This window comes from Rhodococcus sp. 5G237, assembly GCF_053764735.1.
Map to the genome: position 1 here is coordinate 680,008 of NZ_JBSNCD010000002.1, position 23,844 is coordinate 703,851.

The 23,844-nt window shown below is 67.9% G+C and carries 21 protein-coding genes and 1 tRNA gene; 13 read left to right on the top strand and 9 right to left on the bottom strand.

The window, feature by feature from the left end:
- Positions 1-5: 5 nt before the first annotated feature.
- The 5 genes from ACWPOC_RS06605 to ACWPOC_RS06625 all read right to left on the bottom strand — a co-directional run bounded on the left by ACWPOC_RS06605 (position 6) and on the right by ACWPOC_RS06625 (position 4,107).
- Complete coding sequence (locus ACWPOC_RS06605) at positions 6-686, bottom strand: hypothetical protein (protein ID WP_455408227.1); 681 nt, start codon at positions 684-686, stop codon at positions 6-8.
- A 157-nt stretch (positions 687-843) separates the two neighbouring features.
- Positions 844-1,473 (bottom strand): DUF2461 domain-containing protein, encoded by a 630-nt coding sequence (locus tag ACWPOC_RS06610; protein WP_159419002.1) that lies wholly within the window; start codon positions 1,471-1,473, stop codon positions 844-846.
- Between the two features lie 33 nt (positions 1,474-1,506).
- Positions 1,507-2,484 (bottom strand): ribose-phosphate diphosphokinase, encoded by a 978-nt coding sequence (locus tag ACWPOC_RS06615; RefSeq protein ID WP_120281714.1) that lies wholly within the window; start codon positions 2,482-2,484, stop codon positions 1,507-1,509.
- Positions 2,481-3,956 (bottom strand): bifunctional UDP-N-acetylglucosamine diphosphorylase/glucosamine-1-phosphate N-acetyltransferase GlmU, encoded by a 1,476-nt coding sequence (gene glmU / locus ACWPOC_RS06620; RefSeq protein ID WP_455408228.1) that lies wholly within the window; start codon positions 3,954-3,956, stop codon positions 2,481-2,483. The genes ACWPOC_RS06615 and glmU overlap by 4 nt, the downstream gene beginning before the upstream one ends.
- A gap of 79 nt (positions 3,957-4,035) precedes the next feature.
- Positions 4,036-4,107: transfer RNA gene (locus tag ACWPOC_RS06625), tRNA-Gln, on the bottom strand.
- 192 nt (positions 4,108-4,299) lie between these two features.
- On the opposite strand from ACWPOC_RS06625, the gene ACWPOC_RS06630 reads away from it, so the two are divergent.
- From ACWPOC_RS06630 to ACWPOC_RS06655, 6 genes are all read left to right on the top strand, one after another.
- Positions 4,300-4,905, top strand: a complete 606-nt coding sequence (locus tag ACWPOC_RS06630) for a TetR family transcriptional regulator (protein ID WP_455408248.1) — start codon at positions 4,300-4,302, stop codon at positions 4,903-4,905.
- An 83-nt stretch (positions 4,906-4,988) separates the two neighbouring features.
- Complete coding sequence (locus tag ACWPOC_RS06635; protein WP_455408229.1) at positions 4,989-5,630, top strand: ScbR family autoregulator-binding transcription factor; 642 nt, start codon at positions 4,989-4,991, stop codon at positions 5,628-5,630.
- Positions 5,627-5,956 (top strand): helix-turn-helix domain-containing protein, encoded by a 330-nt coding sequence (locus ACWPOC_RS06640; protein WP_120281717.1) that lies wholly within the window; start codon positions 5,627-5,629, stop codon positions 5,954-5,956. Before ACWPOC_RS06635 ends, ACWPOC_RS06640 begins: the two co-directional genes overlap by 4 nt.
- Positions 5,957-6,022: 66 nt before the next feature.
- Positions 6,023-6,601: a PIN domain-containing protein gene (locus ACWPOC_RS06645; RefSeq protein WP_455408230.1), complete on the top strand. Its 579-nt coding sequence runs from the start codon at positions 6,023-6,025 to the stop codon at positions 6,599-6,601.
- 63 nt (positions 6,602-6,664) lie between these two features.
- Positions 6,665-10,318, top strand: coding sequence for a transcription-repair coupling factor (gene mfd, locus ACWPOC_RS06650; protein WP_455408231.1), 3,654 nt, complete (start codon positions 6,665-6,667; stop codon positions 10,316-10,318).
- The gene (locus tag ACWPOC_RS06655) at positions 10,315-10,989 is read left to right on the top strand and encodes a MazG family protein (RefSeq protein WP_120281718.1); all 675 of its coding nucleotides are present in this window, start codon (positions 10,315-10,317) and stop codon (positions 10,987-10,989) included. Before mfd ends, ACWPOC_RS06655 begins: the two co-directional genes overlap by 4 nt.
- A 7-nt stretch (positions 10,990-10,996) precedes the next feature.
- Here the strand turns inward: ACWPOC_RS06655 and ACWPOC_RS06660 are convergent, their stop codons facing one another.
- From ACWPOC_RS06660 to ACWPOC_RS06675, 4 genes are read right to left on the bottom strand one after another with little or no spacing between them, the layout of a single operon-like run.
- Complete coding sequence (locus ACWPOC_RS06660) at positions 10,997-12,109, bottom strand: class I SAM-dependent methyltransferase (protein ID WP_120281719.1); 1,113 nt, start codon at positions 12,107-12,109, stop codon at positions 10,997-10,999.
- Positions 12,106-13,146 (bottom strand): NAD-dependent epimerase/dehydratase family protein, encoded by a 1,041-nt coding sequence (locus ACWPOC_RS06665; RefSeq protein WP_455408232.1) that lies wholly within the window; start codon positions 13,144-13,146, stop codon positions 12,106-12,108. The genes ACWPOC_RS06660 and ACWPOC_RS06665 overlap by 4 nt, the downstream gene beginning before the upstream one ends.
- 36 nt (positions 13,147-13,182) lie before the next feature.
- Positions 13,183-13,971 carry a glycosyltransferase family protein gene (locus ACWPOC_RS06670; protein WP_120281721.1) on the bottom strand — a complete coding sequence of 263 codons (789 nt, stop codon included), beginning with the start codon at positions 13,969-13,971 and terminating at the stop codon, positions 13,183-13,185.
- Positions 13,968-15,224 carry a class I SAM-dependent methyltransferase gene (locus tag ACWPOC_RS06675; protein WP_120281722.1) on the bottom strand — a complete coding sequence of 419 codons (1,257 nt, stop codon included), beginning with the start codon at positions 15,222-15,224 and terminating at the stop codon, positions 13,968-13,970. Before ACWPOC_RS06675 ends, ACWPOC_RS06670 begins: the two co-directional genes overlap by 4 nt.
- Positions 15,225-15,456: 232 nt before the next feature.
- On the opposite strand from ACWPOC_RS06675, the gene ACWPOC_RS06680 reads away from it, so the two are divergent.
- From ACWPOC_RS06680 to ACWPOC_RS06710, 7 genes are all read left to right on the top strand, one after another.
- Positions 15,457-15,921, top strand: coding sequence for a GyrI-like domain-containing protein (locus ACWPOC_RS06680; RefSeq protein ID WP_120281723.1), 465 nt, complete (start codon positions 15,457-15,459; stop codon positions 15,919-15,921).
- A complete protein-coding gene (locus ACWPOC_RS06685) occupies positions 15,918-16,334 on the top strand; it encodes a hypothetical protein (protein ID WP_120281724.1) in 417 nt (138 codons plus the stop codon). Before ACWPOC_RS06680 ends, ACWPOC_RS06685 begins: the two co-directional genes overlap by 4 nt.
- 71 nt (positions 16,335-16,405) lie before the next feature.
- Positions 16,406-17,158: a hypothetical protein gene (locus ACWPOC_RS06690; RefSeq protein WP_120281725.1), complete on the top strand. Its 753-nt coding sequence runs from the start codon at positions 16,406-16,408 to the stop codon at positions 17,156-17,158.
- Complete coding sequence (locus tag ACWPOC_RS06695; protein WP_120281726.1) at positions 17,158-19,347, top strand: Rv1355c family protein; 2,190 nt, start codon at positions 17,158-17,160, stop codon at positions 19,345-19,347. The genes ACWPOC_RS06690 and ACWPOC_RS06695 overlap by 1 nt, the downstream gene beginning before the upstream one ends.
- Positions 19,348-19,360: 13 nt before the next feature.
- The gene (locus ACWPOC_RS06700) at positions 19,361-21,268 is read left to right on the top strand and encodes a bifunctional diguanylate cyclase/phosphodiesterase (protein ID WP_120284017.1); all 1,908 of its coding nucleotides are present in this window, start codon (positions 19,361-19,363) and stop codon (positions 21,266-21,268) included.
- Between the two features lie 92 nt (positions 21,269-21,360).
- Positions 21,361-22,935, top strand: coding sequence for a sugar transferase (locus ACWPOC_RS06705; protein WP_120281727.1), 1,575 nt, complete (start codon positions 21,361-21,363; stop codon positions 22,933-22,935).
- Between the two features lie 177 nt (positions 22,936-23,112).
- Positions 23,113-23,835: a lytic transglycosylase domain-containing protein gene (locus ACWPOC_RS06710; RefSeq protein WP_455408249.1), complete on the top strand. Its 723-nt coding sequence runs from the start codon at positions 23,113-23,115 to the stop codon at positions 23,833-23,835.
- The last annotated feature ends 9 nt before the right edge of the window (positions 23,836-23,844 follow it).

Sequence of the window (23,844 nt, forward strand, 5' to 3'; positions counted from 1 at the left end):
GGCGACTAGCTACCGGATGCGCTCAGACGTGCCTTCTCGAGTGCGGCGAGGGTGCGCAGGATCGTCGCCTTCTGCTTCTCCAGATCGCTGCGGCGGGCGCGGGCGGCGAGGCCGTTCTGCTCGGCGACGAGCGCGAGCTGCGCGTCGATCGCGGAGAGCTGATCGAGCAGCGCGAGGGCCCGGGTCTGGATCTCCTCGACGTCCACGGCACCCGTCCGGACCGGAGCCGCGGACTTCGCCGGCTTGGGCGAGGAGGACGACGAGCTCCGGGTCGCGGAGACCGGACGCGTCGACATCTGCGCGGAGGAACCGGTGTGGCTCTCGGTGATCGCGGCGGCGCGGGGACGCAGGGCCTTGCGCACGAGTGCCGGGTCGGGCTGCTCGGCGAGACGGATGTCGTTGAGGGCGCGGCGGGCCTCGCGGGCGGCGAGGCGGTGCTCGTACTCCTCCTCGTCGTCGGACTGCAGGGTGCCGCCGATGGGGCGCAGGCCGTACATGCCCATGAACTTGCGGGCCTCGTCGATGACGGCTTCGTGCTTACGGCATGTGGCACAGCGAGGTTCGTTGCGGAAGACCTCGACCGAGTCGGTGTCGCCACACCAGACGCACGCACCCGGCGACCATCGTCGGACCGTTCGGATTGTCGCGTTTTCCGTAGGGGCTTCGAGAGTTTGCGCGTCGGTCACGAGGTGCCACTTTAGGTGAAAGCCGAGTTACGCAGGGGAGGGGGGTCTCGCATGACCTGGGACGATTTCGCGCGGCGTGACGAAGATCATCCCCGTCCCGGCGCGTCCTTCAAACCATTGCGCCACACAGCATTTCCAGACCACCCGGTCTGTCGGATCACGTTGCGGTAGCAGCCGTGAGCCAGCGCACCAACGGCCGGAACTCGCGCCACACCGAACGCACCTCCTCGAGGGTGCGCGGACTGTCGATCCACGGCGGGGAGATCTCGGTGCGGCCGGCCCACAGGGACCGGTGACGCATGAGTTCGATGCGGGGATGATCGGCGTCCACGCCGCGCGGCCGGGACTTCAACCGGTCGCCGCCGATCTCGTATCCCGCGCGTTCGAGCTTGCGCACGATCCTCCCGAGCTCGGGGCCGCGACGGTCGTGATCGACCCCGGTCCGGTAACCGGCGATCTGATCGGACGAGCCGTGGAACAGGCCGGCGGCGACCCGCAACCCGGCAGCGTTGATCTCGACGTAGTAGCCGACGCTCTGCGCGACGGAGACGAATCCGCCCTGGTGGGTCTTGTACGGCAGCTTGTCCTTGCTGAACCGCACGTCGCGGTACGGGCGGAAGGCCTTGCCCTCCCCGAACTCCTCCTCGAGTTCCGCGAGCAGGGCAAGCATCGGGCCGCGCACGCAGTCGTCGTAGACGGCCTTGTGCGCGGCCCAGAATGCTTTGCTGTTGTCGGCCTCGAGATCGTCGTAGAAGTCGAGGGCCGCGACGGGAAATCCGGTGAACACCCGGACAAGTCTGCCCCGTCGTCGAGCGGAAGGTCAGGCGACCCCGTTGAACAGCGAGGTGACCGAGCCGTTCTCGAAGACCTCGCGGATCGTCTGCGCGAGCAGCGGAGCGATCGACAGCACGGTGAGGCAGTCGAACTGCTTCTCCGGCGGGATCGGCAGCGTGTTGGTGACGATGACCTCCTTGGCGCCGCACGAAGCGAGGCGCTCGGCGGCCGGGTCGGAGAGCACACCGTGGGTGGCGGCGATGATGACGTCGCCCGCGCCGGCCTCCTTGAGGATCTTCACGGCGCCGGCGATGGTGCCACCGGTGTCGATCATGTCGTCGATCAGGATGCAGGTGTGGCCCTCGACCTCACCGACCACGCGGTTCGACTTCACCTGGTTGGGCACCAGCGGGTCGCGGGTCTTGTGGATGAACGCCAGCGGCGCGCCACCGAGGGTGTCGGCCCACTTCTCGGCCACCCGCACGCGACCGGAGTCGGGGGAGACCACGGCGATGTTCTCGACGCCGTACTTGCCGCGGATGTACTCGGCGAGCTGGCCCTGGGCGTGCATGTGGTCGACCGGACCGTCGAAGAAGCCCTGGATCTGATCGGTGTGCAGGTCGACCGTGATGATGCGGTCGGCGCCGGCGGTCTTGAGCAGATCGGCGATCAGGCGAGCGGAGATGGGTTCGCGACCACGGTGCTTCTTGTCCTGACGGGCATAGGGGTAGAACGGCAGGATCGCGGTGATGCGCTTGGCCGAACCACGCTTGAGCGCATCGATCATGATGAGCTGTTCCATGACCCACTGGTTCAGCGGGAACGGATGGCTCTGCAGCACGAAGGCGTCCGAACCACGCACCGACTCCTCGAAACGCACGAACGTCTCACCGTTCGCGAAGTCCCGTGCCGTCTGCGGGGTGAGGGGGACGCCCAGTTCCTTCGCGACCTGCTCCGCCAGCTCGGGATGGGCCCGGCCGGAGAAGAGCATCAAGTTCTTCTGGTTGTCGATCCAATTGGTCACTGGTTCTGGCCGTCCTTCTGGCGATCGTGGTCGTGCTGCTGCTGTGCTCTCGATGCTGCCTCGGCAGCGGGGGTACCGGCGCGATTTCGCTGGACCCATCCTTCAATATTGCGCTGTGGCGTACCCGACACCGCCAGCGCCCCCGGAGGAACGTCGCGACGGAGTACTGTTCCGGCGCCCGTGTAGGCGCCGTCGCCCACCGTGAGGGGGGCGACGAACATCGTGTCCGACCCGGTCCGGACGTGCGATCCGACGACCGTGCGGTACTTCTTCACCCCGTCGTAGTTGACGAACACGCTCGACGCTCCGATGTTGGAGTGCTCGCCGATCTCCGCGTCGCCGACATAGGTGAGGTGGGGAACCTTCGAATGCGCGCCGATCTGCGCGTTCTTCGTCTCCACGAACGCGCCGAGCTTGCCGCACGCACCGAGTTCGGTGCCGGGACGCAGGTAGGTGAACGGTCCGACGGTGGCCTCCGCGCCGATCACCGAGTCGGATCCGTGGGTGCGCACGACGCTGGCGCCGGCGCCGACCTGCACGTTGGTGAGGGTCGTGTCGGGGCCGACCTCCGCGTCGTCGGCGACGACCGTGCGGCCGCGCAACTGCACACCGGGATGGATGGTGACGTCGCTGCCGAGGACGACGTCGACGTCGATCCACGTCGACGCCGGGTCGATCACCGTGACACCCTCGCGCATCCAGTGCTCGAGCAGGCGCCGGTTGAGTTCGGTGGTCAGTGCGGCGAGCTGGACGCGGTCGTTGACGCCGGAGACCTGCACGGCGTCGTCGGTGTGCACACCGCGGACGGTCAGGCCCTCGCCGCGGGCGATCTTCACGACGTCGGTCAGGTACAGCTCGCCCTGCGAGTTGTCGTCGCTCAACTTGCCCAGCGCCGACCGCAGCGCGGCCGCGTCGAAGGCGTACACGCCCGTGTTGATCTCCTGGATCGCGCGCTGCGTCGTGGACGCGTCCTTCTCCTCGACGATGCCGGCGACGTCGCCGTCGGTGGTGCGCACGATGCGTCCGTAGCCGGTGGGCTCGGACACCGTCGTGGTGAGGACGGTGACGGCGGCCGGTTCGGTGTCGAGGTGCGCGTCGAGCAGTTCCTGCAGGGTGTCGGGGCGGAGCAGCGGGACGTCGCCGGCGGTGACGACGACCGTGCCGTCGAAGTCGTCGGGGAGGGCACCGAGGCCGCACTCCACGGCGTGGCCGGTGCCGAGCTGTTCCTCCTGGACGGTCACCAGGATCTCGCGGTCGAGACCCGCGGCGACGGCGCTCACCTCGGCGGAGACCTCCTCGCGGCGGTGCCCGACGACGGTGACGAGATGGGCGGGTCCGAGTGCGGCGGCGGCGTACAGGGAGTGCGCGAGCATCGTGCGTCCACCGAGGGTGTGCAACACCTTCGGTGTCTTCGACCGCATCCTTGTTCCTGCTCCGGCTGCCAGCACGACGATCGCGGTCTGCACCTGCATGTAGCTCCCTCGACACGTTTCTGCACGCCGGTCCGTGCGTGCACCGGGGAAGCACTGCGGCTCCCCGGGACGGTTCCCGCTCCGCCGCCAGGACTCGAACCTGAACTATCTGAACCAAAATCAGAGGTGCTGCCGATTACACCACGGCGGACTGCCACACCTCCGCGGCGGAACCGGCGGACGTGCGCCCCCGATCCTCGCACGAGACGGCGTCGACGTCGAACCTGGGGTGGCGGGATCGGGAATGGATAGGCTGTCGAACGTTCGAGTACGTCCTGTCGCCGAAGGAGGACATGTGTCGCAGGCGTCGCCGAAGCGAACCGAGCGCACTCCGCGGATCCGGATGACGGGCACGCAGCGTCGGGAACAGCTCATCGAGATCGGCCGCGCTCTCTTCGCCGAGCGCGGCTACGAGGGCACCTCCATCGAGGAGATCGCCCAGCGGGCGCAGGTCTCCAAGCCGGTGGTCTACGAGCACTTCGGCGGTAAGGAAGGTCTCTATGCGGTGGTCGTCGACCGCGAGATGACGGTCCTGATGTCGATGGTCACCGAGAGCCTCACCCGGAACCGCTCACGGATCCGCGTCGAGCGCGCGGCGCTCGCCCTGCTCACCTACATCGAGGAACGCACCGACGGCTTCCGGATCCTGGTGCGCGACTCGCCGATGTCGGCCGAGGAAGGCACCTATTCGAGTCTTCTCAACGAGGCGATGCGGCAGGTGGGGGAGCTGCTGACCGGCGACTTCTCCCGCCGGGGCCTCAACCCCGATTTCGCTCCGCTGTACGCCCAGGCACTCGTCGGTATGGTCGCCACCACCGCGACGTGGTGGCTCGATCGCCGCACCCCCTCCAAGGAGGATGTGGCGGCCCACCTCGTGAACCTGTGCTGGAACGGCCTGATCGGTCTCGAAGCGGACCCGAAGCTCGGGGAACCCCCGATTTCCGAATAGTCCTCTCGTTTTCGGGACCGTCTGCTCTCTGCTTCCAGGTAAGTGGCGTTATCGTTGGGATACCCGTGAGAAGGCAGGCTGTGGTGGGACGACAAGTACGCGCAGAGGTGACGCGCGAATCTGTGCTGCAGGGAGCAGCGACGGTATTCGTCCGCGACGGATACGCGGACGCGAACCTGGGCGACATCATCGAGGAGGCCGGTGTCACCAAGGGGGCGCTGTACTTCCATTTCGGTTCGAAGGAAGAACTGGCGCGCGGGGTGATCGACTCCGGCTATCTCCGCTTCGAGGCCGCCGCCGAATCCAAGATGGACCGCCGTTCCCCGGCGCTCGAGACACTGATCGACCTGTCGGTCCTGCACGTCGACATGTCCGAGACCGATTCCGTGGTGCGGGCGATGTTCCGGCTGCTGGTCGAGATCGGCGACTACCAGGGCACCGAGCACCGGCCCTACGAGATCTGGCAGAACAACCTGCAGGAACTCGCAGCCCGGGCCGCCGAAGAGGGCGACCTCGTCGAGGACGTCGACGTCCGCGCTGTCTCCCTGTTGCTGCTCGAGCAGGCGATGGGCGCCCGGATCATGGCGAACGCCCTCAAGGCGACCGAACGGCTCGCCGAACAGACGGGCGCGATGTGGCGGATGATCCTGCCCGCGCTGGTGCCGGCGAACAAACTCGAATACTTCCGGCAGTTCGTGGAGCGCCGTCTGCGGCTGCAGTCGTGAGTTTCGGGCCGTTCTCCGCCGAGGAGGCCCCCGCGGCGCTGGCGGGTCTGCTCGACCGGTTCGGGCCCGACACCGCCGTGACGATCGGTGTCGTGCCGTCGTTGCTCACCATCGACCAGGCCGCCGACGTCCTCGGCTGCTCCCGCCGACACGTCGCCCGCCTGGTCGACACGGGCGCACTCGCCGCCGACTTCCACGGCCTGCACCGGCGGGTGTCGCGTTCCGACGTCCTCGAACTCGCGAAGCAGCAGGCGGAGGTGGTCACGACGGTCCTCGACGGACTCGCCGACCTCACGCGGCGCGAAGGACTGTACGACCCGTTCTGACAGCATGACGCGGCCCGCCGCGGCAGCACGGTACGGTCCGTTCCGACGATTCGACGAAGGGTGACGATGCCGGTTCGAGTGGTGCTCGGTGCGACGGTCCTCGCCCGCCCCCGCTTACGCGATGTGGCGCTCGCTCTCGCCGAAGAGGGCCTCTACCAACCCTTCTGGAGCGACGGGATCATCGCGGAAGTGGACCGCCGACTACCGCAGGAACTGCTGCGTCCCGCCCGCGACTTCCTCTTCGCCGAACTCGACCGCGCCTTCCCCGACGCCCGCGTCGTCTGGCCCACCACCGTGCTCCGCGAGGTCCCGCACGTGACGGGACCGAGGGAGGCGCACGTGACCTCGGTGGCGCTGCTGTGCCACGCGGACGCCGTCGTCACCGCCGACCCCGAGCTCACCGGGGCACTGGAACGATCGGGCATCGAAGCGTGGACACCCGACGCCTTCGTCACCTTCGCGCTCGACGCCGATCCCACCCGCACCCGCGCGGCACTACTGAGAATGGTGCGCCGCCGCTGGCTCGCCGACGACGACACCCGGCGCGAGGTGGGCAACGACGAACTGCTCGCCAGGCTGGCCGAGTGGGCGGCGCGCGATCTCGGTGCCAACAGCGCCGACCTCCTCGCGCCCCCGGCGCGGTGACGCCCGGGGGAACAGCGGAATAGACTCGACAAGGTTCTCGTCCCACACTCAGGAGCGCCTTCCTTGTCTGCTGTGCCCCCGGCCGCTGTCCCACTGTCCGGATTGGCGCGGATCGCGCTGGCCGACGACAGACTGCGCAGAATCGGCGAGCTCGCCGGTTCCGCCGAACAGGAGATCGTCGCACCACCCGCCGCGCGGCCGTTCGTCGCGGCGGCGCTGGCCGAGAAGTCACCGCTGCTCGTGGTCACCGCCACCGGACGCGAGGCCGACGATCTCACCGCCGAACTCACCGAGATGCTCGGCGAGGGCGTCACGCAGTTCCCCTCGTGGGAGACCCTGCCGCACGAGCGCCTGTCGCCGAGCGCCGACACGGTCGGCCGTCGCCTGCACGTCCTGCGTCGCCTCGCCCGTCCCGACGATCGCGATCTCGGGCCCGAACTGCGGGTCGTCGTCGCCACCGTGCGGTCGCTGGTGCAGCCGATGGCTCCCGGACTCGGCGAGATCGACCCCGTCACGCTGCGGGTCGGCACCGAACACGACTTCGAGGAACTCGTCGAGCGACTCGTCGAACTCGCGTACACCCGCGTCGACATGGTCGGCAAGCGCGGTGAGTTCGCGGTGCGCGGTGGCATCCTCGACGTCTTCCCGCCCACCGCCGACCATCCGGTCCGCGTCGAGTTCTGGGGCGACGAGGTCACCGAACTGCGCTGCTTCTCCGTCGCCGACCAGCGTTCGATCTCCGAAGTCGACGTGCCGGTGCTCGTCGCACCGCCGTGCCGCGAACTGCTGCTCACCGACGAGGTCAAGGCCCGCGCCGCGCAGCTCGCCCAGGACAACCCGGCCGACGCGGCGCTCGTCGAGATGCTCGACAAGATGGCCGGCGGCATTCCCGTCGAGGGCATGGAAGCGTTGCTTCCGGTGCTGCAGCCCGGTGAGTTGCAGTTGCTCACCGACGTTCTGCCCGCCGGGACGCACGTGCTGATCTGCGATCCGGAGAAGGTCCGCACTCGCGCGAGCGATCTCGCCCGCACCGGGCAGGAGTTCCTCGAGGCGTCGTGGACCGCCGCCTCGATCGGGGGCGCGGCGCCGCTCGACACCTCGAACCTCAACGGAGTGGACGGCCGGAAGCTCGATCTCGGTGCGTCGGCCTACCGGTCGTTGCGTCAGGTGCGCGAGGCCGCGCAGGCCGCGGGCAGACCGTGGTGGACGCTCAGCCCGCTCGCCTCCGGTGCCGACACCGAACTCGTCCTCGACGTGCAGCCCGCCCCCGAGGTCCGCGGCTCCGAGGACCTGCTGTCGATGCTGTTCGTGAACCTGCGCGCCCACGTCACCGCCGGTGGCCGCGCGGTGATCGTCGTCGCCGGTGCGGGCACCGGACAGCGGATCCTCGAGCGGCTGAAGGAGAACGAGGTCCCCGCCGCCAAGCTCGAGCCGGGCACCGAACCGGTGCGCGGGCAGGTCGGTGTCATGCGCGGTTGCCTGCACGAGGGCGTCGTCCTCCCCGGCAACGACGACAACGCGGTGCCGGGGCTGGTGATCGTCACCGAGGCCGACCTCACCGGCAACCGCGTGGTCACCGAGGGCCGCAAGACTCCCGTCAAGCGTCGCAACCAGGTCGACCCGCTCGCCCTGAACGCCGGTGACTTCGTCGTCCACGACCAGCACGGCATCGGCAAGTTCGTCGAGATGGTCGAGCGGACCGTCGGCGGCGCCCGCCGCGAATATCTCGTCATCGAATACGCACCCGGCAAGCGGGGCCAGCCCGGCGACAAGTTGTTCGTGCCGATGGAACAGCTCGACCAGCTCTCCCGGTACGTCGGCGGCGAGCTGCCGTCCGTCAGCAAGCTCGGCGGATCCGACTGGGCCAACACCAAGCGCAAGGCGCGCAAGGCGGTTCGCGAGATCGCCGGTGAGCTCGTGCGGCTGTACGCGGCGCGGCAGGCCTCGCCCGGCCATGCCTTCGCGCCCGACTCGCCGTGGCAGAAGGAGATGGAGGACGCCTTCCCCTTCACCGAGACACAGGATCAGCTCACGGTGATCTCCGAGGTCAAGGCCGACATGGAGAAGGCGGTGCCGATGGACCGCGTCGTGATCGGCGACGTCGGCTACGGCAAGACCGAGATCGCGGTGCGTGCGGCGTTCAAGGCCGTGCAGGACGGCAAGCAGGTCGCGGTGCTCGTCCCCACGACCCTGCTCGCGCAGCAGCACCTGCAGACCTTCACCGAGCGGATGGCGGCCTTCCCCGTGACGGTGAAGGGACTGAGCCGGTTCACCGACGCATCCGATTCGCGCGCGGTCACCGAGGGCATGGCCGACGGCACCGTCGACATCGTCGTCGGCACCCACCGCCTGCTCCAGACCGGGATCCGTTGGAAGGACCTCGGTCTCGTGATCGTCGACGAGGAGCAGCGTTTCGGCGTCGAGCACAAGGAGCACATCAAGGCGCTGCGCACGCACGTCGACGTGCTCACGATGTCGGCCACACCGATCCCGCGAACCCTCGAGATGAGCATGGCCGGGATCCGCGAGATGTCGACCATCCTCACCCCGCCCGAGGAGCGGCACCCGATCCTCACCTATGTGGGTGGTTACAACGACAAGCAGGTCGCCGCGGCGATCCGCCGGGAGTTGTTGCGCGACGGCCAGGTCTTCTACGTCCACAATCGGGTGAGCTCGATCGACAAGGCCGCCAAGCGACTCCGCGATCTCGTCCCCGAGGCGCGGGTCGCGGTCGCGCACGGGCAGATGAACGAGGAGACTCTCGAGAAGACGGTGCAGGGCTTCTGGCAGCGCGAGTTCGATGTGCTGGTGTGCACGACGATCGTCGAGACCGGTCTCGACATCTCGAACGCCAACACGCTCATCGTCGAACGCGCGGATTCGCTCGGCCTGTCGCAGCTGCACCAGCTGCGCGGTCGCGTCGGGCGTTCGCGTGAGCGCGGCTACGCGTACTTCCTGTACCCGGCGGAGAAGCCGCTGACGGAGACCGCCTACGACCGGCTCGCCACGATCTCGCAGAACTCCGATCTCGGCGCGGGTATGGCCGTGGCCATGAAGGACCTCGAGATCCGCGGCGCCGGTAACGTTCTCGGTGCCGAACAGTCCGGTCATGTCGCCGGGGTGGGCTTCGACCTGTACGTGCGGCTCGTCGGCGAGGCCGTCGAGGCGTACCGGGCCGCGGCCGACGGCCGCACGGTCACCACCGACGAAGCACCCAAGGAGGTGCGGATCGACCTTCCCGTCGACGCGCACATCCCGGCCGACTACGTCGCGTCCGACCGGTTGCGTCTCGAGGCGTACCGCAAGCTCGCCGCTGCGAACGACGACGCCGCGATCGCCACGGTCGTCGACGAACTCGTCGACCGCTACGGTCCGTTGCCCGAGGAGGTCCAGCGGCTCGTGTCCGTCGGCCGGTTGCGGTTGCTGTGCCGCGAGTACGGACTCGAGGAGGTCGCGGTCACCGGCACCCAGATCCGGATCTCGCCGATGGAACTGCCCGACTCGAAGCAGATGCGGCTGAAGCGGTTGTATCCGGGCGCGCAGTACCGCGCGACGAGCGGTCTGGTGCAGCTGCCGATCCCGCGGACCGGCGGGGTCGGATCGGACCGGGTGCGCGACGTGGCGTTGCTGCAGTACATCGCCGACTTCCTGCTCGCTCTCGACGGCAAGCCGCAGGGTTCGGTGGATCTGAACAGTGCGGCGACGGTGAACGCATGACCGACTACACCGCTCTCGTCGAGGCGGCGGCCGTGATGGACAGACTGTGGTCGTTCGGGGGTTGGGAGGTCACCCAGACCCACGAGAGTCTGCGCCGCTATCTGATCGAGGAGACCTACGAGGTACTCGACGCCGTCGAGTCGGGTGATCCGGACGAGCTCCGCGAAGAACTCGGCGACCTGCTGCTGCAGGTGCTGTTCCACTCCCGGATCGCCGAGGCGAACGGCCGGTTCACGGTGGACGACGTGGCGGCGACGCTCGTCGCCAAGCTGGCCGCGCGCAGCCCGCACCTGACCAACGGGCACACCGGGCCGCTCGACGTCGCGGAACAGGAAGCGGCGTGGGAGATCGCGAAGAAGGCGGAGAAGGCGCGGGCGTCGTGCCTCGACGGGATCGCAATGGCGCAGCCTGCACTCTCCCTGGCCGACAAGGTGATCGAACGCGCGAGGCGAGCGGGTTTCCCGGAGGACCTGGTGCCCGACGCATTGCGGGTCGTCCGGATCACCGGCACGGGTGACACGGAGTCGACGCTCCGATCGGCGATCCTCGCGTTCGCCGGATCGATCCGGGCGACGGAGAAGGCCGCGCACACCGACGGTGTTGCGCACGGTGGGCTCGACGAGGATGCGTGGCGTCGCTACTGGGCACCCGCCGACGAGCACCGCGCCTGAATGTGTCTCATCCGACCCAGCGGACCCCGTGCCGGCTGTCGGGTGGAATACACCAGCGGCCCTCGAACTCCGGGAACTGCGCCCGCACTTCGGGGAGCAGATCGGGGACGGTGAGCAGGATGCAATCGGGGGATGCGTCGCGCAGAGCGGTGAGGTCGACGATCGGGACGTCCGTGCCCGGCATGCGCCGGCCGGCCTTCGCGGGTGAGCCATCGGCGACGGCTTCCATGAGTGAGCGGTCGACGCCCGCGCGCGCGAAGAGCGCCACGGCCCGGGAGGCCGCGCCGTAGGCGAACACCCGTCGGTGTTCGGCGGCCGACTTCCGCAGCCAGGAGACGAGTTCGTCCACCTGGCGGTCGGCCTGCCGCTGCAGGGTGCGCAGCGTCGCAGCGCTCGTGATGCCGGTCGCCCGTTCGGCGGCGAGGATCCGGCGCGCGCTCAGTCCGGCATTCGTCCACGGATCCCGTTCGGCAGCGACCAGCACGGTGCCGCCGTAGAGGTCGAAGGTCCAGGCCTCGGAGATGTGCAGTCCCACGTCCTCGAGCAGTCGCCGCAGCGCGGTCAGCGAGTAGTACGCGAAATGCCCGTGCCGCAGGGCGTTCCACTGTCCTTGCGAGACGATGGCGGAGAGGGTGTGGAACTGCAGCAGCAGCACACCGTCGGGGGACAGCGACGCCGCGCGCTTGAGGAAGGCCGCGCGCTGATCGGTTTCGTGCATGATGCCGAAACTGTCGAGGACGACGGACGCGGCGGCCCCGGGGACGGCGGGCCGGAATCCGCGTTCGATCAGCAGGGGAAGCCAGGTGCCGCCGTGCGGGCTGCCGAACTCGATCACCGTGCGGCCCTTCAGCCTGCCGGCCTTCCCGACCGCCTCGACGGCCTCGCGGGCCTGCTCGCGCAGCGCCTCCGGCTCGATGCCGCGGGGTTCGTCCGGGACGGTGTCGTCGTCCGCCAGTTGCGCGAGTCCGCACCCGGTGCACAGAACCATCGCCAGTTCGTGGGCTGATTCGGCGGGTGAGGGAGACGAGTCCGCGGATGGAAAGAGATCGGCGGGCGGGACCGCCCCGAGATCGAGGACTCGCTCGAGGCGATCGTGGCCGCACGCGCGGCACCTGTTCATTCGCGGGACACGCCCGCCGGCCGTGGCCGCAGCGTCGGGTCGAGGCGTCCCGCATCGGACAGCCGCCGCAGATGTGCCAGACGTGTGAAGCGCTGCGTGAAGTCCTCCTTCGTGAGGTCGTCGGCGACGAAGTGCCGGAACAGTTCGGCTGCGCCCGCGTCGACACTCCACGACGGGACGAAGGCCGGCATGGCGCGGCGGATGGCCGAGAAGTCCACGCGGTACGACCGCGGGTCGGGGCCGGTCTCGCCCGTGATGGAGACGAACGAACAGGGGACCGCGCGGGTGACGGACTCGGCGATGTCGCGTACGCGGACGTTGTTGCACTCGGTGCCGACATTGAAGGCGGCACAGTACACGTCGCTCTCCGGTGCGGTGAGCGCGCACGCGAACGCGAGGGCGATGTCCTTCGCGTGGACGAGGGGACGCCACGGGGTCCCATCCGACAGGACGCGCACCTCGCCGGTGAGCACCGCGGTGCCGACGAGATTGTTCACGACGATGTCCGCGCGGAGCCGCGGCGAGTATCCGAAGGCCGTGGCGTTGCGGAGGAATACGGGACAGAAGCCCGAGTCGGCCAGTGCCGCGACGTCGTCCTCGACCCGGACCTTGCTCACGGCGTAGGGCGTGAGCGGACGGAGCGGGGCGCTCTCGTCCACGAGATCGTCGCCCGCGCTTCCGTACACCGAGCAGGTCGACGCGTAGAGGAACCGGCGCACACCGGCCTCCTTCGCGCACCTGGCGAGGTGGACGGACCCGAGATGGTTGATGTCGTAGGTGATCTCGGGTGCGAACGCACCGAGCGGGTCGTTCGACAACGCCGCGAGGTGGATGACGGCGTCGAAACCGGTGAGGTGCTCGACTCCCACATCGCGGATGTCGACGGTCATGCCGGGCGGATCCTGCGGTGCCGTACCGAGGGTGCATTCGGCGAACAGGCCTGTGTCGAGGCCGACGACCTCGTGACCGCGCGCGAGCAGTTCGGGCACCATGACGGATCCGAGATAACCTTGATGGCCTGTGACGAGTACGCGCATGTCAATCTCTCCCGGGATCGTCGGCGGTCATGAGGTTCACGAGGTCACCGCCGGTGTCTCCCACACCGTCCACGGATGGATACCGCGTGCGAAGTTGTCGTCGAGTTCGGCGCGTTCCTTGAAGGTGTCGGCCGGCTTCCAGAAGCCGAAGTGGCGGTAGCCGAACAGTTTCCCCTGTCCTGCGAGCGGACCGCACACGTCGGCGACGAGGTCGCCGCCGGGTGGCAGCAGGTCGAAGATCGCCTGGTTCAGGACGAAGTATCCGCCGTTCTCCCAGATGGGGAACTCGCTGACCGGAGTGATCTCCTTGATCTCTCCGTTCTCCGCGACGTCCACGCAGTGGAAGGACGACTGCGGGGGCACGACGAGCATGGAGGCCGTGGCGCCGGACGCGTGGAACGCCTCGATCATGTCGTCGAGCGGGGCGTCGGTCAGCACGTCCGCGTAGTTGGCGAGGAAGTACTCGTCGCCCTCGAGATGCTTGCGGACGCGGCGCAGGCGTTCACCGATCGCCGATTCGAGCCCGGTGTCGACGAAGGTGATCTTCCAGTCGCTGATGTCGGTGCTCAGGCAGTCGACCCGGTTGCCGTGCAGGACGAAGTCGTTGGACTGTTCCTCGTGGTAGTCGAGGAAGAACTCCTTGATCTTGGACGCGCCGTAGCCGAGGCAGAGGATGAACTCCTTGTGCCCGAAGTGCGCGTAGTACCGCATGATGTGCCACAGGATCGGGCGCGGACCGACCATCTGCATCGGCTTGGGCATCTGGTCGTTGCGATCGTTGCGCATGCGCATGCCGTAACCGCCGCAGAACAGTACAACCTTCATGATGTGGTCCTCCAGGACAGTTCGGGTTCACCGATGGTCGTGTGGATGGTGGGGAGGGGGAAGACGAGACGTCCTCCCCAGTCCGCGATGTAGGCGAGTTGGCGGGTCAGTTCGGGTTCGAGGTTCCAGGGCAGTGCGAGGACGATGTCCGGCCGGTCCTGGGCGATCCGCTCGACGGGTTCGATGGGGATCCGGGTCCCCGGAGTGAAGCGTCCGTGCTTGTACGGATTCCGGTCGACGGTGTAGGACAACAGATCCGGTCGGATCCCGCAGTAGTTGAGCAGGGTGTTGCCCTTGCCGGGCGCTCCGTAGCCGACGACCGACAGACCGTCTTCTCGGCACTGCAGGAGGAAGCGCAACAGCTCCAGACGGGAGGTGCGTGCGAGCGGTTCGAGCCGGAAGTAACCGGTGGGATCGTGCAGTCCTGCACGCCTTTCGATCTCGAGTATCTCGGTGACGCGCGGCGTACGGTTCTGTGCGACCTGTTCGGGTCGTGCCCACACGCGGATCGAGCCACCGTGGGTGTCGAGCAGTTCGACGTCGACGACCCGGAGCCCTCCCGACGCAAGAGCCCGAGCGGCCGACAGCACCGTGTAGTACTGGAAGTGCTCGTGGTAGATCGTGTCGAACTGGCCGAGCGCCACCAGGTTCAGAGCGTGGTGGACTTCGATGCTGAGCCAGCCGTCGTCGGCCATGAGCAGGCGCAGTGCCCGCGTGAATCCGACGAGGTCGGGGACATGGGCGTAGACGTTGTTGGCGACGACGAGGTCCGCGGGCCCGTGTTCCGCCTGGATGCGTTCGGCAAGTGCGACATCGAGGAATCCGGTGTGGGTCGGCACGCCGGCGGCCCGCGCCGCCTCCCCGACGTTGACCGACGGTTCGATGCCGAGGCACCTGATGCCGGCGTCCACCGCGTGACGGAGCAGGTATCCGTCGTTGCTCGCCACCTCGATCAAGGTCGAATCGGGCCGTAGCCGCCCGCTTCCGAGCGCGTCGTGCACGAAGCGCCGGGCATGGTCGACCCACGACTGCGAGTACGAGGAGTAGTAGGCGTACTCGGTGAAGGTGTCCTCCGGCGTGATCAGCGCGGGTATCTGCAGCAGCAGGCAGTCCTCGCACAGACGCAGGTGGAGCGGGTAGGTGCATTCCGGGATGTCGAGCTGCTCGGCCGTGAGGAATCGTTCGCACGGGGGAGTGGCTCCGAGGTCCAGGATGCTGGTCAGGCGGTCCGAATTGCACAGTCGGCACTTCATGCGGGTGCCCCCTCGCTGGAAGAGCGTGTCCGGGCCGGCGCCCGAAGTCGATGCCCCAAATAAACCATACTCAAAGAAGGGAAACAAGCCGAAAAAAGACTTTAGTTTGGTTTCGGTGTTTGCTGGAAACCTGACGTCCAACCCCCTAATCTCATATCCGTATTCGTTGTGCCGGTGTCGGGCAGTGCACGCGAAGCAGGGGGAAGCTGGACGTGTTTGGAGGAACTGCCCGATGTCGTTTCAAATCGTGGAGCGCCACGAAACCCTCGTTGCCGGCATTCCGGTTCGTAGTCCCCGCCGAGCTCTCGGCCGACTCCGAGATCCGCACCTCGAAGAGGCATGGGCTGCTCTGCTGAAAGGGGAGACGTACGGTCCGTTCGCTGCCGCCTACACCGATCACGCGGAAGACATAGATTCGTACTACACGCAGACCGTGGGGTTCTGCTGCTCGTCGGTCGACGACGTCCCCGAGGGGTATGTCGTATCCCGTGTTCCGGCCGGCACCTACGCGAAGTTCTCCGCGGTGGGAAGCCGATTCACGGACGTCTTCGACGACCTGTGGCGCCAGATCTGGGACGCCGAAGCGGAGGGTGAGATCACCCGCGCCTTCACCGGTGATTTCGAGACCTACCCGCACGCCTTCGGAATCGAACTCTATGTCGCGATTGTCGACCCGAGGCAGGAGGCGGACCGATGACGTTCACGGTCGTGAAGGCGGAGTCCTGCCTCGTCGGCGGACTCGTGGTCCCGGGAGCGGAGCCGGGAGTTTTCGGAGAATCGGGCGATTTGACCGATTTCACATTGGAGCGGTTGCGGCTGAGGAAGATTCGCGATCTCGTGGCCGTGTTCACCTGCCATCCGCGAGTGGGATGGTCCGCGGTCTTCGGATACCGGCTGGACGATCTGGAGACGGGCGACTCGATGATCCGGGTCGGCGAGCGGTACGCGGCGCGGTTCGTGCCCGACGGGCCGTCCCCCGACCTCTACAAGGATCTGTGGCGGCAGGTCGAGATGGCAGAGAAGGAAGGTGTGATCAACCGCGCCTACACCCAGGAGGTGGCGGTCATACCGGAGCGGGGCGAACCCGTGTTGTACATATCCGTGGTCTGAGCATGTCCCGGTTCGTCGAGCGCACAACCTCGTCGGGGGGCGCTCGGCGGGCCGCGGGAGGAAGGTCGTCCGTGGATCCCCAGCCGCTCTTTACGCGCCGCACGCTCGACTTCTGGGACGAGGACTCGGGATATCACTTCGTCGCCGCCACACCCCAGGGCGAACCGGAACTATGGGCGCAGTTCCTGGACGGCGCCCGCGCCGCCTACCGACGTTTCGGTGCCGAGGGCGCCCTCGAATACGACTCGATCCGTGACGGAAGGTCCACGGCGTTGTTCTTCGCCGCCGTGACAACGGAGGGTGTCGTCCAGGGAGGTTCCCGTGCGCTGGGGCCGTACGGGAGCGGACGTCAGTCCCACGCCGTCCTGGAATGGACCGAACCCGACATCAGGGCGAGGATCGCGCGGATCCTCGACGCCTACGTCCCCCACGGCCTCATCGAGGTGAAGAGCACGTGGGTGGGCTCGGGCGCGGTGCGCCGATCCGCGCTCAGTGCGGGAGTGGCGCGCACGCTGACCTATTCGATGGAGCTGCTCGGCACGCGGTATCTCGTCGCCACCTCGGCGAGCACGGCGGTGGCCCGCTGGCAGGAGGTGGGAGCGGAGATCGTCGACGAGATCCCGCCCTGCCCTTATCCGGACGACCGCTACCGGACGTACCTGATCCTGTGGGACGTCGAACGGTGCAGGTCGGAACGGCGGAGCCGGGAGATCGAGAAACTCCTCGCATCCGATGGGGCGCCCGGTTTCCCGTGTATGTCCTCCCTGCTTCCCCTACGCTCGCTGGGAAGGGGTGACCTGGAGGAATCGGATGGGGAGATGTGATGGCCTCGGAGGACATACCGTGCGCGGCGTTGCTGCTCGCCGAGGACCTCGAAGCGGACATGGCGGTTCTGGAGAGGCTGCGTCGCGACGGCGTAGACCTACGGGATCACCTGGACGACCAACGAGCAGGCCTCGCCGCTCTCGGTGACGCCCTCCCGGACGAGGCCCCGCGATGGGCCTACTATCCCTGGAGCCGCATCGCGGTCAGGATCCTGGGCCCTGCCGGATTCGACCGACTCCGGCTCGACCGTAATCGCAACAAGATCACCGCCGACGAGCAGGCGCGCCTGCGTTCCGCGAAGGTGGGCGTCGTCGGACTGAGTGTCGGCCACGCCGTCGCCTACACCCTCGCCCTCGAGGGTGCCTGCGGCGCACTGCGTCTCGCCGATTTCGACACGCTCGAGTTGTCCAACATGAACCGATTGCCCGTATCGGTCACGGACCTCGGTGTGAACAAGGCCGTGATCGCGGCGCGGCGTATCGCCGAACTCGACCCGTACCTGCCGGTCGAGGTATGGACCGAGGGCGTCACCCCCGAGACGGTGGGGGCGTTCTGCCGGGACCTCGACGTCGTGGTCGACGAGTGCGATTCGCTCGACGTGAAGCTGCTGATCCGGACGGAAGCGGCGCGGCAACGACTCCCCGTGGTGATGCACACCAGCGATCGAGGACTGCTCGACGTCGAACGATTCGACCTCGACGGTGATCTGCTGCCCTTCCACGGCCTGCTCGGCGACATCGACCCCGAGACACTGCAGACTCTGTCCACCCGCGACAAGGTCCCGTACGTGCTGCGTCTGCTCGACCCGGAGGAGATCTCCGCGCGCATGGCGGCCTCCATGCTCGAGGTCGGTGAATCCCTGGAGACCTGGCCGCAACTCGGAGCCGACGTCGGGCTCGGCGGCGTGACCGTGTCCGCCGCGGTGCGCGGGATCGTCCTCGATCGCCCCGTCGCATCGGGACGGTGCCGGGTCGACCTCGACCCGCACCTCGACGCCCTCGACGTGCCCTCCGGGGCTTCCGATGTGCCGGACGAGGCCGACGAGCCGGCAGACACCGAACCGGAGGCGACGGTGCCGGAGACCCCGCCGGACGGAGTGCGGCAGGATCCAATGGAAGCCGTGATCGACGCCGCGATCCGGGCACCCTCCGGTGGCAACGCCCAGCCGTGGTCGATCGTCGTCGAACCGGACCGTCTGACGTTCGCGCTGGCACCCGAACCGGAACCCGTCCTGATGGACCTGCACCGGCGCGGGAGTCTCGTCGCGCTCGGCGCAGCCCTGCACAACGCGCGGGTGGCCGCGGCGAATCACAAGATCCTGGGGCCGGACACGGTGCTCGATCGTCCCGGCGAACCGGAGCCGGGTGTCCCGCTGGCCCACCTGGAGCTGGGAAGCGACACCGATCCGGATCTCGCGGCGTACCACGCAGGCATGCTCGCGCGCGCGACCAACCGGTCACCCGGTGATCCCCACACCGTCACGGACGACGAACTCGAGGCGATGCACGCGGCCGCCCGTCTCGTCGGCGGACGTATCGGGGTCGTCACCGAGAGCGCCGACATCGCCCGCCTCGCGGAGATCCTCGCGGAATCGGATCGCGTGCGGTATCTCGACAATCGGCTCCGCAGCGAGATGGTCGCCGAGCTGCGGTGGCCGGGCGACCCCGATCCCGACAGCGGAATCGAGGTGGACTCCCTCGGACTCGACACCGCGGAGGCGGCGATGCTCGACGTCGTCCTGCGCGACGACGCCCTCGACCGGCTCGCGGAGTGGGGACTCGGGAGGGGCCTCGGCAAGATGACCCGCGACCGCGTGCTCGGTAGTGCCGGACTCGTCGCGGTGTTCACCGAAGGCCGTTCGCCTGCCGACTACATCCGGGGCGGTGCGGCGGTCGAGAGCGTCTGGATCGCGGCGCAGGAGATCGGTCTGGCCGTCCAGCCCGTGTCGCCGGTCTTCCTGTACGCCGATACGCGAAGCGATCTCGAGCGTCTGAGCCCGAGGCATGTCGACGATCTCGACGCGCTCCGGCAGGATCTGCACGCCGTCCTGAACGTTCCCGAGAGTGAAGGCCTCGCCCTGCTGTTGCGCTTCGGTCGTGCCTCGGCTGCCACGATGCGCAGCCGGCGCCGGAACGACCGCGTGCGACATGTCGGCGATGTCGACGGACTCATCCCTGCTCCTGGCTGACGACGGAGGTGTCATGCCCGGTACGAGAAGAACACTCGAAAGCCTGGTGACGAGGATCGCCGCACGGCTGATGCCCGCGGACGCGGCCTCGCACGTGGAGGTAGTGCGTCTCGTACTCCGGGATCTCGTCGAGCAACTCGGCGTCGACACCTGCTTCCTGAGGTACAACGACCACGAGATCGGGGCGACGATCCTGGTCGCCGAGTGGCCGCCGCGGGAGAACGTGCCCGACCCCGATCCCATCGGTGTGGTCTATTTCCGCGATGCGGACCCCGTCTTCGCGGCCGTGGAGCATCTGAAGGAACCGCTGCTGGCGGGTGCCGGCGGGACGTCGTATCCGGCTGTCGAGTCCCCCGACTACACCGAACGGGTGTTCGCCGCATCGGGATGGTCGGAGGTCTCCATGGTGGCCGTGCCGCTCGTGTCCGGGCAGGTCACGACCGGCGTGCTGGGCTTCGTGAACGAAGGGGGGCGGCCGTGGACCGAGGACGAGGTCAACGCGTTGACGTTGATCGCGGTCCTGCTCGCACAGGTGCAGGCACGCGTCCGGGCGGAGGAAGATCTGCGTAGGGCTGCCTACGAGGACGCCCTCACCGGACTCGCGAGCCGACGCGCTCTGTTCGAATATCTCGACAAGCGGCTCGAACCGGGCGCGGAGGGCCCGGTCGGGTTGCTGTTCCTCGACCTCGATCGTCTCAAGGCGTTGAACGACTTCCTCGGGCACGACGCGGCCGACTCGTATCTCTGCCGGATCGCGGACCGTCTTGCGAAGGGCAGCAGGCGCGACGACCTCGTCGCGCGGCTCGGCGGCGACGAATTCGTCGTGGTGCTGGACGGTCCGTCCACGATGGAGGAGGCGATGGAACGGGCGGAGGTGTATCAGGACGCGGTGGGAGCGTCCGTTGCACTCGGCAACCGGACCGTCGGACGGGGCGTCAGCGTGGGTGTCGCGCTCGGAACGCCGGGGGAGCTGAGTTCGGCGAACCTGCTCAGTCGTGCCGATCAGGCGATGATGGTGGCCAAGCGGCATGGTGGCAACGGCGTGGGTGTGTTCACCGAGGACATGAACGAGAAGGGCAAGCGCCGCACCATCATCGAGATGAACCTCCGCTCCTCGATCGACGACGAGCACCTGACGCTGGAGTACCAGCCCGAGATCGACCTGCGGACCGGGACGATCCTCGGCGTCGAAGCGCTCGTGCGATGGAACCGTTCACCGCTGGGCGTGCTCCAGCCGGGAGAATTCGTCGAGGTCGCCGAGGCCACCAATCTCGCCGGTGAACTGGGGGAGTGGGTCGTCACGCGGGCCTGTGCGCAACTCGCGGAGTGGAAACGAGAGATTCCCGACCTGCGGATCATCATGAGTGTCAATGTTTCTCCCGTCCAGCTGGTGTCGATGGATTTCGACTCCACAGTGAGATCGGTGCTGCACCACCACGGCCTCGTGGGGTCGGAACTGTGCCTCGAGATCACCGAGAACGTGGTCGTGGGCGATCTTCAGCGCACGAAGGACACCCTCCGCCGGCTCGAGCGGCTGGGGGTGTGGGTCGCGATCGACGATTTCGGGACCGGGTACAGCTCGCTCGGGCATCTCAAGGCTCTTCCCGTCGACACGCTCAAGATCGACAAGGGTTTCGTGCAGAACCTCGAGCACAGCGAGGAAGATCGGGTCATCGTCGATTCCATCGTGGGTCTGGCCTCGTCGTTCGGCCTGCAGGTGGTCGCGGAGGGTGTCGAGACCGTCGGCGCCGTGAAGCAGTTACTGGATCTGGGTTGCGTACGAGCGCAGGGTTTTCTGCTGAGCAGGCCCACCACGCCCGACCGGCTCCGATGGATGCTCCAGGCCGGGAGTGTGCGGTTGCCGTGGAACACGGACACGTGGGCGGCGACGAAGAGTGTGAAGGGTCGGCTGCCTCACTGAAGATGCTAGAAGTCTGTTATTGCGTGAAAAACAATCTCAAGGTACGGTTTGGGAGTCGGGGTAACCGTGACTCCGGACTGGGGTGACCTTGAATGTACAAGCGTGAGAACGACTTCGCGACGGTTCTCGACACGGATTCCGACCGTGAAGCACCGACGACGAAGGCCGGGTCAGGACCGAACGGGGCACGGAAGATCGGCTCGACCATCGTGCTCCCCGTCGGCTCGCAGGTCGCGTCCGCTCCTCCACCGGTGCGCCGGCCGAGAACCGAACGGCGCTACAGAGCGGCGGTCATCGGCTTCGACCTGTTCGCGCTCGTGGTCGCCCACGTGGTCGTCACGGTCGGATACCACTCCTTCGACCAGATCGACTCCTGGCGCACCCCTGTCCTCATCGGGGCCGCGCTGACGGCGGCGATCGTCTCCCTCGGAATCCAGAAAGCCTGGGACGAAAGAATTCTCGGCACCGGTCCCGAGGAATACCGGAGGGTCGTCCGCGGATATGTCTTCGCCGTCGCCGCACTCGCCGTCGCCGGATACGGATGGGGTACCTCGGCAGGTCAGTCCTGGACATTCGGCTCGCTGCTGATCGCTCTCGTGCTCACCCTGCTGGGACGGACGGTGCTCCGCCGCCACCTCTCGAAGGCCCGCGCCGAGGGCCGATGTCTGCGCTCGGTGCTCGTGGCCGGAGACGTGGAGGAGGTGCACGAACTGGTCTCCCGGGCCGACTGCCTCCGGCGCGCCGGATGGCAGGTCGACGGCATCTGTCTCGCCGTCGACCGCGGCGCCGACTCCCTACCGGTGGCCATCGACGACATCCCCGTGCTCGGCACCGACGAGACCGTTCTGTCCGTCGCCGAGCAGCACAACTTCGAGGCCGTCGCGCTCCTGCCCTCCGGTCGATGGCCGCACGCACGGACGCGCAAACTCAGCTGGGACCTCGAGAAGATCGGTGCCGAACTCCTCATCGCCCCCGTGCTCATGGACGTCGTCGGCCCACGCCTGCACATCTCCCCGCTCGAGGGGCTACCCCTGTTGCAGATGAGTGCCCCCAGTTACAGCGGCCCGGCCTGGATCGTGAAGAACGTCTTCGACAGGGTCCTCGCGGTGCTGATCCTGATGGTGATCGCGCCGGCACTGCTCGCCGTCGCGATCGCGATCAAGGCCGGCAGCAGAGGGCCGATCCTCTTCCGTCAACAACGGGTGGGACGCGGCGGAACCCCGTTCACGATGTACAAGTTCCGCAGCATGGTCGTCGGCGCCGACGAGCACAAGGACGACATCGCCGATCACGACATCGGTGCCGGGGTGCTGTTCAAGGTCCGCGAGGACCCGCGGGTCACCAGGGTCGGCCGCTTCATCCGGCGGTACTCGCTCGACGAGCTGCCGCAACTGTTCAACGTGGTCAAGGGCGACATGTCGCTCGTCGGCCCGCGCCCACCGCTCGAATGCGAGGTCGCCCGGTACGGAGAGGACGGCGCGGCGCGGCGGCTGTTCGTCAAACCAGGTGTGACGGGACTGTGGCAGGTCAGCGGACGCAGCAATCTGTCCTGGGACGAGTCGGTACGGGCCGATCTGCGGTACGTCGAGAACTGGACCTTCATGCTCGACCTGTCGATCCTGCGCCGCACCATCCGGGCGGTTCTCAGCGGGGACGGCGCGTATTGAGGGACATCGCTGTCGAGACAACGGTGGAGTCCGACCCCTCGCGGATTCCACCCTCCGAGGCCGGCGCCGACGATCAGGCGGGATCGTCGGCGCCGGTGCGTCTACATGGGGTTTTCGTCCCGTATGGAATATGGAGGGGTGCCGTCCGATCGAGAACCCCGACGCTGGCTGTGGCCGGTGGTCCTGCTCAGTGCGCTCGTCGCCGTCGTCTTCGTGGCGGTCGAGTCCGCTCTGCACTCACCCCGGCGACCGTCCGTCGAGATCCCCGACGGCGTCCCGCCGGCACCCGGTCTGCCCGTTCCGCCCATCGACGTGAACGGTCCCGGCCGCACAGCAGCACAGCTCGCCGACTGGGCCGAATCACAGTCCCGCGAACTGGGCATCCCCACCACGGCCCTCGAGGCATACGGGCACGCGGCGGCCGTCCTGGCCGTCGGCACCCCCGACTGCGGCCTGTCGTGGACGACCCTCGCCGGCATCGGCAACGTGGAGAGCAGCCACGGACGGTTCGGCGGCGCGTCCGTCGGATCCGACGGCAGAGTCTCGCCGCCCATCCGGGGTGTCCCGCTCGACGGCACCCAGGGCAACGCCGAGATCCGCGACACCGACGGTGGCCGCCTCGACGGCGACCCGGTGCTCGACCGGGCGGTCGGGCCGATGCAGTTCATCCCCGAGACCTGGGACCGGTGGGGTGTCGACGCGAACGGCGACGGCATCGCCGACCCCGACAACATCGACGACGCGGCCCTGACCGCGGGTCGTTATCTGTGCGCCCGCGGGGGCGACCTGACCACCGCGGAGGGCTGGACGAACGCCCTGAGGGCCTACAACCGGTCCACCGAATACCTGATGCTCGTCCGCGACCGCGCCGCCGCCTACGGCGTGGGAGTGCGCCCGTAGACGGCACCG

Excerpts from the sequence above, each read along its gene's own strand:
- glmU (WP_455408228.1), bottom strand. The coding sequence starts at position 3,956 with ATGCAGGTGCAGACCGCGATCGTCGTGCTGGCAGCCGGAGCAGGAACA.
- ACWPOC_RS06630 (WP_455408248.1), top strand. The coding sequence starts at position 4,300 with ATGACGGGCACGCAGCGTCGGGAACAGCTCATCGAGATCGGCCGCGCT.
- ACWPOC_RS06645 (WP_455408230.1), top strand. The coding sequence starts at position 6,023 with ATGCCGGTTCGAGTGGTGCTCGGTGCGACGGTCCTCGCCCGCCCCCGC.
- ACWPOC_RS06655 (WP_120281718.1), top strand. The coding sequence starts at position 10,315 with ATGACCGACTACACCGCTCTCGTCGAGGCGGCGGCCGTGATGGACAGA.
- ACWPOC_RS06660 (WP_120281719.1), bottom strand. The coding sequence starts at position 12,109 with ATGAACAGGTGCCGCGCGTGCGGCCACGATCGCCTCGAGCGAGTCCTC.
- ACWPOC_RS06665 (WP_455408232.1), bottom strand. The coding sequence starts at position 13,146 with ATGCGCGTACTCGTCACAGGCCATCAAGGTTATCTCGGATCCGTCATG.
- ACWPOC_RS06670 (WP_120281721.1), bottom strand. The coding sequence starts at position 13,971 with ATGAAGGTTGTACTGTTCTGCGGCGGTTACGGCATGCGCATGCGCAAC.
- ACWPOC_RS06675 (WP_120281722.1), bottom strand. The coding sequence starts at position 15,224 with ATGAAGTGCCGACTGTGCAATTCGGACCGCCTGACCAGCATCCTGGAC.
- ACWPOC_RS06680 (WP_120281723.1), top strand. The coding sequence starts at position 15,457 with ATGTCGTTTCAAATCGTGGAGCGCCACGAAACCCTCGTTGCCGGCATT.
- ACWPOC_RS06685 (WP_120281724.1), top strand. The coding sequence starts at position 15,918 with ATGACGTTCACGGTCGTGAAGGCGGAGTCCTGCCTCGTCGGCGGACTC.
- ACWPOC_RS06695 (WP_120281726.1), top strand. The coding sequence starts at position 17,158 with ATGGCCTCGGAGGACATACCGTGCGCGGCGTTGCTGCTCGCCGAGGAC.
- ACWPOC_RS06700 (WP_120284017.1), top strand. The coding sequence starts at position 19,361 with ATGCCCGGTACGAGAAGAACACTCGAAAGCCTGGTGACGAGGATCGCC.
- ACWPOC_RS06705 (WP_120281727.1), top strand. The coding sequence starts at position 21,361 with ATGTACAAGCGTGAGAACGACTTCGCGACGGTTCTCGACACGGATTCC.